An 11,045-nucleotide genomic window follows, 5' to 3' on the forward strand; every position below is an offset into this window, starting at 1 on the left:
CACGCGGTGCGAAGCGAGAGCGCAATCCCCGCTGGACTTTCGCTGTGGCGTCCTGGTCCTGATCGACAAAGACCTGGACACCCGCATCCGACAACGCCATCTTCTGCTCAAAGAGCGGGTCTTTGAGGGCTGACGGATGGAAGATGTAGCCGATCTCAATGTCGACGGTTTCAGGACCTGTAGGACGGACGAGAAAGAAAAAGCACTGGTCTGGCGCCGTGCCAAAACACAGGGTGGGCGGCATGAGTGCGAAGGTCGAACGTGTTCGTTCTTCGTCGGTGAGATCGGGAAACACGTCCATGATCACGCGATGCGTTGCATTGAATCCACCGTCAATGTGCGTGTAGCCGCCGGTTCGGAAAATCACATTCGAGTCGTCCGACCATGGCACCGGAAACTCCGACATGCTCGACGGACAGAAATCCTGGACGTACTGATGGAGTCGATTGGCGTGGTAACCGTCGTTGAAGTTCTCGAACATGACTTTCCAATTCCACGGCAAATTTTCCAGCGTGAATGTGCCAGGACAGACTGCATTTTCGAGGTCATAATTGTGAACGAAAGGTGAATAGCGCTCAAGCGTCGGGGCCAGCGGTGCAGCGTCGCTGTGGAAGTTGACAAAGACGAATCCGAGCCACTCTTCAACTCGAAGTTGCGGAAGCCCGAAGTCTGCTTTGTCGAAGGCTTCCGTCCGTTCCATCGCTGGAGCGCCGAGCAAACGGCCATCGAGTCCGTAGTTCCAGTGGTGATACGGACACTTGAAGGTGGTGCTGTTGCCTTCGCCCTCACAGATTTGCATCGCGCGGTGCTGGCAGACGGCCGACATCGCGCACACCTCACCATTTTTGTTGCGTGCGATGATGACCGGCTCGTCCACCAGGGTCACGGTGAACCAGTCGCCGACGTTCGGGATCCTTTCGGCCCGCCCAACGCAGAGCCATTCCTTCATGAAGAGTGCTTCGGCCTCGAAGGCAAGCACATCGGCCGACGTGTACAACTCGGCTGGCAACGTCAAGGCCTGCGACACATCGGCGGTCGATGCCTCCAGGCTCGCCAAGAGCTCGTCACTCAGGGACAACGGGTTCGTCGTCATGTCTGCAACACCTCATCTTTCAACATGAACTTTCGGATCTTGCCCACGCTGGTACGTGGGAGTTCATCGAGCAGTGTGATCTCACGCGGCTGCTTTGCTTTACCGAGTCGACTCTGGCACCACTCGTGCAAGGAGGCAATAGACGGTGGCGAGCCTGGCTCAGCGGCGACGACGAACGCAACGGGTACTTCGTCTCGTATCTGGTCGGGAACCCCGACGACCGAAGCTTCAAGCACACCGGGGTGCGCTGTGAGCACCGCTTCGATCTCCACGGTCGACACATTTTCGCCAGCCACCTTCAGGACGTCAGATCGGCGCCCATCGAAGAAGAACCGACCAGTCGAGTCGCAAGATGCACGATCGCCAGTACGGAACCACTCGCCGCGAAAACAATCTGCCGTAGTCTCGGGGTCTGCGAGATACTCGGTAAACAGCGTTAGGCCGGGTGTTGCGCGGACGACAATTTCGCCGACTTCATCAATGCCGACGGGGACGCCGTCGGCATCGTGGATCTCGACGTCGCAACCGGCGGTGACAAACCCCATCGAGTCGGCGCGGGGATCGCTGGCCTCGTCGGTCAGAACGGCGGGAATAGTTTCGGTCATGCCGTACAACTGGCGCAGTTGGCACCCAAACCACTCGGTGATCACTCGGTGTGGGTCATCAGCAATGTTCTGGGCAAACCAGCAATGACGCAACCGCAGCCCGTCGACCGGACCACCACGCGCAAGGATCATTCGAAGGGGGGCAGCAAACAGGCTGGCGCATGTTGCAGCGTGCCGTTGCGCCTGCGGCAAGAAGCCACTCGCCGAGAACGTGTGCATCAGGGCGACCGATGCTCCAGCCCAGACCGCTGCGGCAAATGAGTAGTACTGCGCGTTGGCGTGGAACATCGGCAGGACGACGAGGTAGCGATCTTCGCTCGTGAGGCCAGCAGCCTCCGCCATGGTCTTGCCAGCAAAGGCGTAGTTCGCTTGGGAGACAACGACTCCTTTCGGTCGACCCGTCGTGCCACTGGTGAACATCACCGCGGCCACATCACGTAGGCCTGGTTCGGGCCACCCGGTGAACTCCTGCGTTGGCAGCCATTCGAAATCGACGTCATCCTCGTCGATCGGGAACAGCGCAATGTCTGTTGCGACAGCTCGGTACACAGCCGAGCGGTCCCGAGCAAAGAAGCCAACGATCGGGCCGGTTCGCTCGATGTGGTCCTCAAGCTCATCGCTGCGACCCATCGGATCTGATGGCACCATCCAGCCGCCGAGTCTGATGGTCGCAATCCATACCGCCACGAACGTCGGCGAGTTGGCAAGCGCGAGATGCACTGCAGCACCAGGGCCCACCCCGTGACTGGCCAGCTCGGTTGCAGTGCGGGCGACCACCCGGTCGAACTCGCCGTAGGTCCAGTCAGCGACGCTGCCGTCAGGCGCTTCGAACGTGAGGAAGGGCGCGTCAGGGCGCGTCGACACGGCGTTGGCCCAGACCTGGGCGAACGTCGTCGGATCGGCCCATTCGGTCATGGCTATTGCGCTGCCCCGTATCCCCCACCACCGGGGAGTTCAAGCCTGATGACATCGGACCCGGTCAGGCTGAGGCGCGCCTGAGTGTCCACAGCCTTGCCGTTGACCAAGAAACTCCCGGTGGCCCCAGGTTCTCCGCCGAACACTCCCAGGGGCGCATCAGCAAGGCGGCTCGTGACCGCATTCAACTGCCACGCTCGGTCGGTGTCGACACTGAACTCGATTGCCTGACCGAGCCCCCCGATCTGAGCCCCTAATCCACCAGAGTTTTTCCGGAGCGACTTCTCGTGGAAACGGATCGGCGCCGACGCTTCGACAACTTCGATCGGGACCGCCGAAATTCCTGTCGGGTATGAGCACGCACTCAACCCCGGCTTCGTAGCGCGCGCTCCGACGCCACCCGCGTAGGTGAACATCGCTGTAATGAATGGGCTGCCATCAGGGTGGCTGCCATTGACCTGCATCGTCCACACGGCACCAGAGCCTTCTGCCATGGCTGCCTCGGGGCGGATCTGCGCCAGTGCTTTAAGGAGCGCGTTCGGTAGGAACATTCCAACGACATGCCGGGCGGTACCCGGCTGCGGTGAGACTGCGTTGACGATCGACCCTTCAGGCGCCTTGACCTTGATTGGGCCCAGGCTGCCGTGATTGTTCGGGATGTCGGGGCTGAGGACCGAACGCACGCAGAATGTCGTGTAGGCGTGCGTGTAGTTCATGACCACGTTGATGCCCCAGGGTGACGCCTCCGAGGTTCCCTCGTAGTCAACAGTGATCTCGCCTTCATCGCTATCGACGGTGAGTGCGCACACGATGTCGATCTTTGACCCGTCGGCGAGGTCAAGAATCGCGCTGGAGTTGTACGTGCCACTCGGTAACTCGCGAATGCTCGCTCGGGTTGCTTCCTCGGAGCGCGTGATGATCTCGTCGGCGAGTTCCTCAATGTCGTCGAGCCCATGCGCTGCGCAAAGCGTGTTCAAGCGTTGTGCACCGACTTCACCTGATGCCATCTGCGCGTGGAGGTCGCCAGCCATGTGATCGGGTTGACGCACATTGGAGAGGATGAACTTCCAGACGTCACCGTTGCGTTCACCCTTTTTCATCAGCTTGCAGATCGGAATCCACAGTCCTTCTTCGAACACGTCACGGCCTCCGGCGCCGATGCCGTAGCCCCCAACATCGGTGTGATGGATGGTGGAACCGAACAGTGCAATGATTTTGCCGTCGCGCCACGCCGGCACCAGCACCGTGACGTCAAGCAACTGCCCGGCCGTCTTATACGGGTCGTTCGTGATGAGCACATCACCCTCATCAAGGGTGTCGAGCGGATACTCCTCGAGCATCTTCGCTGCCCCAATGGCCAGTGAATTGATGTGGCCGGGTGTCCCGGTGACTGCCTGAGCAACCATGCGGCCCCGGCGATCAAACACGGCGTTGGCGAGATCTCCGGCTTCGCGCACGATCGGTGAGAAGGCCGAGCGTTGCAATGCCCGCGCTTGCTCGTTGACCGTGGAGATCAAGGACTGCCACAGAATCTCGAGCTCAATCGGATCAAACCCAGACGGGCGCGTTTCGGCAATGGTCATGCGGACTCCTTCGCAGTTCTGCTGGCAATAAGGCTTCCGTCGGCTGCGACTTCGACGTCCCAGCCGGGGCGGATCACCGACGTGGTTTCGCGTTCTTCGACAACGGCCGGACCAGCAAATCTGGCCCCAGCACCCAGTGTCGAACGTTCGTAGACCGGCGCTTCAACGGCGTCAACGCCGCGCGAGAACACCATCGGGCGGGTGCTCTTGGGCACGACGTCGCCCTCGTGCGGCGCAATCGAGTCGTCAGGTTCGACGTGCGACGTTGTGGCCGCCGCAGAGAGTCGCCAGGTGATTGCCTCGACAGCGACGTCGGGGATTGTCATCCCGTAGATACGACGATATTCGACTTCAAAAGCACTGGTGACGTCTGCTGCCGTGGCCGGCCAGGCGTCACCCTCTCCAACCCAGATCGTGATCTCGTTACCTTGGCCTGAGTACCGAGCGTCAACGCCGTACCGGAAGACGATGGCGTCGTCGGGAACCCCGGCGCCACGCAAAACGCGACGACCCTCGGTGCGGAGTTCGTCGAGGAGACGATCGCGTTCGTCGTTGGTGACCTTGTCGATCAATCGCGGCATCGATCGCGCCAAGTCGATGCGGACCGGCGACACGAGCGTGCCAAAAGCCGAGAGCACCGACGCGTTGACCGGAAAGATGACCCGATCTGACTCGAGGAGTTCGGCGACGCCACATGCGTGGACCGGGCCGGCACCACCGAACGCGATCAGGGGGATGCCGCGCAGGTCGACGCCCATTTCGACGCCGTGCATGCTGGCAGCAGCGGCCATGTTCTGGTTGACCACTTCGTGAATACCTGCTGCGGTGTCGAGCATTTCGAGGCCGAGACCGTCGGCAACTGTTTGCAGAGCGCCCACGGCAAGCGAGCGGTTGAGGGGCATGTCGCCACCGAGAAACGACGCCGGATCCAGGAGACCGAGGATCACATCAGAGTCGGTTACGGCGGGGATGGTCCCACCCCGGCCGTAGCTTGCCGGACCGGGGTCGGCGCCAGATGACTCTGGACCGACCTTCAAGAGGCCGAACTGATCGACACGGGCCAGGCTTCCGCCACCGGCGCCGATCTCGACGAGGTCAACGGACGGGACTGATACAGGAAAGCCGGAGCCCTTCTTGAAGCGATAGGCACGAGCGACTTCGAACGTGTTCGTGAGTTCGGGCTCACCGTGCTCGATGAGGCACGCCTTGGCAGTGGTTCCACCCATGTCGAAGCACAGAAGCCGGTCGATACCAAGTCGCTTGGCGAACCAGCTTCCGGCAAGAGCGCCTGCGGCTGGACCAGACTCGACGAGGCGAATCGGACCCCGAGCAGCCTCATCAGCCGACACAACGCCGCCGTTCGAGAGCATCATGAGAACCGAGCCGCCAAAGCCTTCGGCCGCAAGCCACTTCTGGAGCTCGTCGAGGTACGGACCGATCACGGGCATCGTGGCGGCGTTGCACGCAGTGGTGACCATCCGCGGATACTCGCGGATCTGCGGTGAGATCTCGGCAGAGATACATACGGGGATACCGAGAGCGCTCCGCAGATGCTTGGCGATCTTGAGCTCGTTTGACCCGTTGACATAGGAGTTCAGGCAGCAGATCGCAACGGCTTCGAGATCGGCGCGGCGGAGTTCTTCAACCAGCGCGTCGAGGTCGGCAGTGGTCGGGTCGGTAATTACTGAACCATCGGCTCCCGTGCGTTCGTTAATTTCGAACGTGAGATCCCGCGGGATTGGCGGGGCGGGGAACTCGATCTGCAGGTCGTACATGTCGTAGCGATGCTCGTCGCGGATCAGCAAAGTGTCACCGAAGCCGGTCGTGGTGACGAGCCCGGCGCGCCCGGTCTTACCCTCGATCAACGCATTCGTGATCAGTGTCGTCGCATGCACGATCGGCGCGGTGATGTCGCCAGGGAGAACCCCTGCTTTGGCAAGCAGCTGGGTGACTCCCGTACGCACCCCATCAAGCGGCGCCGACGGGGTGGTGAGTGTCTTGTCGACAACCACGCGGCCAGACGCAGCGTCAAGTAACACCACGTCAGTGAATGTGCCGCCAATGTCGACGGCGAGTCTCCAGTCAGCCATTGGTGGTGCTCCTTACTGTTGAGGGGGATGGTGAGTCTTCGCGAAGGTCTTCACGCGGCGGCGAGAAGATATCGAGAATCCAGCATTCGTTGAGTTCCTCGTCACCGACAAACAAACTGTCGCCATGCCAGACTCCGGCAGGCGCGAGGTAGACCTGATTTTCTCCGATGATCTGACGCTCCGCGTTGTCGGAGTCGTCGTCAATCAGGAAGTCAAGCGCGCCGCGCACGATGATGCCGAGCTGCTCGTGCTCGTCGTGCTTATGCAAATACGAGCCAGTCGCGCCGCCAGTAATCCGCCAGAAGCAAAGCTGCAGGTTGTCGCCGGTGAGCACGCGGCGCCGGAAGCCAGGGCGGTCGGTTTCAACGAATTCGTCGTCGTCGAAGAAATGGCAGTACTGGTTCGCCAGGTTCATGACGAGACCGCCATCATGTCTGGGAAACGCTTGGCCTCAGCCGCAAGGTCAAGTGGCCGGATGATCGCCTCGTGCTCTTCATCCCCCCAACGATCAGCAGGAACAAGCCACATCACTTCGAATTCGAGACCATCGGGATCCGTGCAGTACAAGCTCTTGTTCGGACCATGGTCCGACGTCCCCTTAATGACTCCGGCTTCGCCCAGACGCTGGTGCATCTCGACCAGGTCGCCGAGGGTCTCGACTTCCCATGCGAGGTGGTACATGCCGACAGTTTCGCTCCCGGCGGCGGACGGGCCCGCTGCGGCACCAATGGTGAAGAAGGCGATGTCGTGATGATTGTTGGACCGGGGTGCCCGCATAAACGCGAACTGGCCCGGAGTGTCGATCACCGTGACGAAACCGAGGACCTCTTCGTAAAACTCACGATGCCGTGAGGAGTCACGGACGTACAAGACTGCATGATTCATACCGGTGATACTCATCGTTGCTCCTTGGTCGATGGTGGACTGATGGTCAGACCATAGCGAACGACTGGGCCGAGCACCGAATTAGTCGGAGTAGCCCAGCGCAGCACTGCTACCTGAGGTCGAGGAGCGCAGCAAACTGGCGGCGCCATTCGACCGACGGCTTGTCTGACTGCACATTGACCAAACCTGTCCGCTGCAACGGCAGCGTGCCAGGGACACGCTCGAGCATCGCTCGATCTTCGGCTCCGATTGCGCGGTCGAAATTGAGGATCTCTTCGGGGTCCGTCGCATGATCGTCGTTGCGCCACACGACGAACGTAAACAGCGAGTTGAGGTCGTCGACCGGTGTACTGCAGAGCAACAGAATGTGTTCGAGCCCGTCGTCGTAGCGAATGGTGCTGCGCACCATGAACGGGAGTGCGAATCCCGTACTCATCGAGCGATGTACAACGTCGTCGTCGCTTCCGCTGACTGCGACCGCCTCGTCAGGATTTGCTGCGTCGACTTCGTACGCGTAGCCGAAGAAGTCCTCGTCCAACGGCCCGATATCGAGTTTGGGAACGATTGGGTCTTGGCCTCCACCAAAGGTCCCCGTGTGCACCCAGGGAAAGTGACTGAAGTCCATAAAGTTGTCAACCAGGCGGGGCGTCGAAGTTGCCCAGGTCTCAACATCTGTGTTGAGACGACGGAAGGCAGGGTCATTGTCTTGCACGACGCGCGGAATGTCCATCGCTGGCTCACCTGGGCACACCCAAACCAATCCGTACTGCTCGCGGGCATGCATGCACGGCAGATGTGCGGTCCGGGGGATGGCAGCGCTGGGACCAGACGACGGGATCGCGACGCACGTGCCCGCTGAGCCGAATGTCCAGCCGTGATAGGCGCAAGCGAGTTCGCCGTTTGTCACGGAGCCGATCGAGAGCGGAGCTTCGCGATGCGGGCATCGGTCCGGAGCGACCACGAGCGCACCGTCGGCGCCACGCCACACCACGAGGTCTTGCGCCAGCAGCCGAACGGCAAACGGACGGTCCGCGATGTCAGACACCCGAGCGACCGGATGCCACGCGGTCCGCAGTGCGTCGTTGTGTACAAATGAACTCATGTAGCCATTGCTCCTTTGTCTGCGCCAAACCTGTCGGACGCAGAAGTGTCACACATCCCCATGGTCAGACCAACTGACCACCTGGGGTGAGCCTACGTCATCGAGATCACACGGTGCTGCTCCTTGGCAGTTCAGTGCAGATCGTCGACCATCGACTGTTCGACTGAGTCCAGGTGCGATTCGCTTGCCACGCGGACTGCAAGCGCATCACCCATGCAGAAGGCCTCGGCAATTCCACGGTGTGCTTCACAAGAGTCGGCAATGATCTGGGCCACCTCTGCCTGGTTGCTCTCAGCCGACAGCAACGTAAAGAACTCCATCGAACGGAAAAGTTGGTCGAGGACCTTGCCGTACAACTCGATCAGGAGCGGGTTCCCACACGAGGCCGCAAGCGTTGTATGAAACTCACGATCAAGGCGACGGAATTCCACAATGTCGAGCGATGCATCGAAGCGCGTTGCCACCGCAGCCACCCGATCGCGCTCGGCGTCGGTCGCCCGTTCAGCTGCCATTTCGAACAACGGCACTTCGAGGAGCCGTCGCGTTTCGAACAACTCCGCCACGAATGACTTGCTCTGACCATTGGGCTCGACGACCACGTCGGGGAGGTGTTCGGCCACGTACGAGCGGTTCCCGCGCCGTTTGACCACCCGCATCGACACGAGGCCCTGCATTGCCTCTCGAACTGACGTGCGCGCCACCTCGAACTTCTCTGACAACTCCCGCTCGGAGGGCATCTGCGCACCCGGGGCCAGCTCACCATTCGAGATCCGTTCGAGGAGCTGATTGCGAATCTGCGAGCTCACGGTCTCACGAGAGATTGGTGCAAACGGCGGAGTGTCAGGCATCGAAACGGCGTTTTGCGTCATGATCGAGATGATATCGACATTTGGGTAGTTGGTCCGACCAACATACCACTCAGTTTCTCGCCCATTTGTTATGGTCTGACCAACTGACCAACTGGTATGGTCAGGTTTCGTCCGCGACCATGCCGGTCCCACACCGAACGAGAGCACTGTGCACGAAGCAACCCACAACACCCATCCAACAGAACCCAGGTGGACCCACATTGCGCTCCGTGTGAGCGACATGAACGCCACGATCGAGTGGTACTTGGAGTACACCCCCCTTGAGCTGATCGATCGCAGGGAAGACGAAATGGGCTACGGGGCGTGGCTCGGCATGCCGGGCAAGACGAACAACCCGTTCATTCTCGTCCTCGCCCAGTTCTTCCCCGACAAGGACCCATTCGCGAACGCACCGATCGCGACGCTCGCACCGTTCGCCCACTTCGGGATGGAACTCCCGAAGAAAGAGGACGTCGAAGCCATGGCTGCGCGAGCCAAGCTTGCCGACTGCCTCGCCATGCCGCCAACAATGATGCCGCAACCGATTGGCTTCATCACGATGCTCCGCGACCCTGACGGCAACATGGTCGAGTTCTCATGGGACCAGGGCGTGTTCTCCACGCTCCAGGACCGTTGGAGCACTCCCGCATGAGCAAATTTTTATTCTCGTCGTGACCGAGCAACGTTGACCAGACAGTCTGTACAGCATGACGACAGTTGCCGCGAACAATGAAGATCGAGCACCTGGCGGGTATCACGGCCATCGGTCGGCGGCCGCACCTACGGTCAATGGTTCGTCTTCGGCTACGACGAGGTCCAACAGGTGCTGCGCTCGAGCGAATGTGCTACTGCGCCGATCGCCAACCTGCTGTTGTCCACGCGTCAGTACCGCACGCTGACACCTTCGGTTCGCACAGATTTCTCGCGCTGGCTGCTCGCGACCGATCCACCTGACCACACACGTTTGCGGTCTGCCGTCGCACGCGCATTCACCCCGAAGCAGATCGCCGGATATGAACCCCTCGTCCGGAAGGTTGCCGACGAGTTGCTGTCCGAGCTTCCAGATTCTGGCGAGGTCGACATCGTCGACGCATTCACAATGCGGCTGCCAATCGAACTGATCGCGGAACTGCTCGGCCTCCCGCGAGAGCGACGGGAGTGGCTCCAAGAAGCATCCCGAGTCGTCGGCAGCATGGTCGAACCCTTCGCCGAGCTCGATGCGGCATCGGTCAACGTGCGTTTTGCCGAACTCGACGAATACTTCCTGGCCCTCATCGAAGAGCGTCGGCAGTTTCCTGGTGATGACATCATCTCTGCGCTTGTATCCGAGGACGACGGGCCCGTTCTCGACGCGGACAAAATCGTCGCGATGATCGTGTTTCTCCTCTTTGCCGGACATGAGACCGTGACCGGCATGCTCGGCAACGCGCTCGTCGCATTCGCTGGGCAGCGCGCGTTACTGCGCGACAACCCGACGCTCGCCGCCAACGCCGTCGAGGAACTGCTTCGTTTCGATCCTCCCTTGCAGATGACCGGGCGCCAAGCGATAGCCGACATCGTCATCGGCGGTCAGGCGATCAGCAAGGGCGACTACACCGTGGACAGCGACCGCATCGTGTGGAAACGCTCCTTCGGCCTCCCCGCGGGCCACTCGCGCTTCCATTGACCGTGATTCCCAATTGATGGCGCGCGTCAGCCGGTGAAACCAGCAGCCTTGTGTGCACCATCACAGAGTGGCTTCGCCGCCGATTGGCCGCAGCGGCAGAGCGTGACACGGTTCCGCGTCTCAAGCGTCGTGCCATCTGACTGGGTGACCTCGATACCACCACTGACCCACAACGGACCATCGGGGATCACCGCGACCTCGACCGGGAGATCGGGTTCGATCATCTCCCCGTCGACGGCATAGGTGAGCGCTCCGGAC

11 protein-coding genes are annotated in these 11,045 nt (G+C 60.9%); 2 read left to right on the top strand and 9 right to left on the bottom strand.

Annotation, left to right across the window (positions count from 1 at the left end):
* The 8 genes from ACH2EI_RS13455 to ACH2EI_RS13490 form a co-directional block, all read right to left on the bottom strand.
* The coding region (locus tag ACH2EI_RS13455) for an aromatic ring-hydroxylating dioxygenase subunit alpha (protein ID WP_395160376.1) at positions 1 to 1,093 on the bottom strand (1,093 nt) is incomplete at its 3' end.
* Positions 1,090 to 2,613, bottom strand: coding sequence for a class I adenylate-forming enzyme family protein (locus tag ACH2EI_RS13460; protein ID WP_395160378.1), 1,524 nt, complete (start codon positions 2,611 to 2,613; stop codon positions 1,090 to 1,092). The genes ACH2EI_RS13460 and ACH2EI_RS13455, both read right to left, overlap by 4 nt.
* A gap of 2 nt (positions 2,614 to 2,615) precedes the next feature.
* On the bottom strand, positions 2,616 to 4,196 hold the full coding sequence (locus tag ACH2EI_RS13465; protein WP_395157176.1) for a hydantoinase B/oxoprolinase family protein: 1,581 nt from the start codon (positions 4,194 to 4,196) through the stop codon (positions 2,616 to 2,618).
* Complete coding sequence (locus tag ACH2EI_RS13470; RefSeq protein ID WP_395157178.1) at positions 4,193 to 6,286, bottom strand: hydantoinase/oxoprolinase family protein; 2,094 nt, start codon at positions 6,284 to 6,286, stop codon at positions 4,193 to 4,195. Before ACH2EI_RS13470 ends, ACH2EI_RS13465 begins: the two co-directional genes overlap by 4 nt.
* Positions 6,279 to 6,701, bottom strand: a complete 423-nt coding sequence (locus ACH2EI_RS13475; RefSeq protein ID WP_395157180.1) for a hypothetical protein — start codon at positions 6,699 to 6,701, stop codon at positions 6,279 to 6,281. The genes ACH2EI_RS13470 and ACH2EI_RS13475 overlap by 8 nt, the downstream gene beginning before the upstream one ends.
* Positions 6,698 to 7,186, bottom strand: a complete 489-nt coding sequence (locus tag ACH2EI_RS13480) for a VOC family protein (protein ID WP_395157182.1) — start codon at positions 7,184 to 7,186, stop codon at positions 6,698 to 6,700. Before ACH2EI_RS13480 ends, ACH2EI_RS13475 begins: the two co-directional genes overlap by 4 nt.
* A 94-nt stretch (positions 7,187 to 7,280) precedes the next feature.
* Complete coding sequence (locus ACH2EI_RS13485; protein ID WP_395157184.1) at positions 7,281 to 8,273, bottom strand: Rieske 2Fe-2S domain-containing protein; 993 nt, start codon at positions 8,271 to 8,273, stop codon at positions 7,281 to 7,283.
* Positions 8,274 to 8,404: 131 nt separating this feature from the next.
* Positions 8,405 to 9,142, bottom strand: coding sequence for a FadR/GntR family transcriptional regulator (locus ACH2EI_RS13490; RefSeq protein WP_395157186.1), 738 nt, complete (start codon positions 9,140 to 9,142; stop codon positions 8,405 to 8,407).
* A gap of 148 nt (positions 9,143 to 9,290) precedes the next feature.
* Between ACH2EI_RS13490 and ACH2EI_RS13495 the strand changes: the two genes are divergently transcribed.
* Together ACH2EI_RS13495 and ACH2EI_RS13500 are read left to right on the top strand one after the other, a co-directional pair.
* A complete protein-coding gene (locus tag ACH2EI_RS13495; RefSeq protein ID WP_395157188.1) occupies positions 9,291 to 9,773 on the top strand; it encodes a VOC family protein in 483 nt (160 codons plus the stop codon).
* Positions 9,774 to 9,944: 171 nt separating this feature from the next.
* Positions 9,945 to 10,787: a hypothetical protein gene (locus tag ACH2EI_RS13500; RefSeq protein WP_395157190.1), complete on the top strand. Its 843-nt coding sequence runs from the start codon at positions 9,945 to 9,947 to the stop codon at positions 10,785 to 10,787.
* A gap of 26 nt (positions 10,788 to 10,813) precedes the next feature.
* Here ACH2EI_RS13500 and ACH2EI_RS13505 read toward each other — a convergent pair.
* The coding region (locus ACH2EI_RS13505; protein ID WP_395160380.1) for a CDGSH iron-sulfur domain-containing protein at positions 10,814 to 11,045 on the bottom strand (232 nt) is incomplete at its 5' end.

Origin of the sequence: Ilumatobacter sp. (assembly GCF_041688325.1) — a bacterium.
GTDB lineage: Bacteria > Actinomycetota > Acidimicrobiia > Acidimicrobiales > Ilumatobacteraceae > Ilumatobacter_A.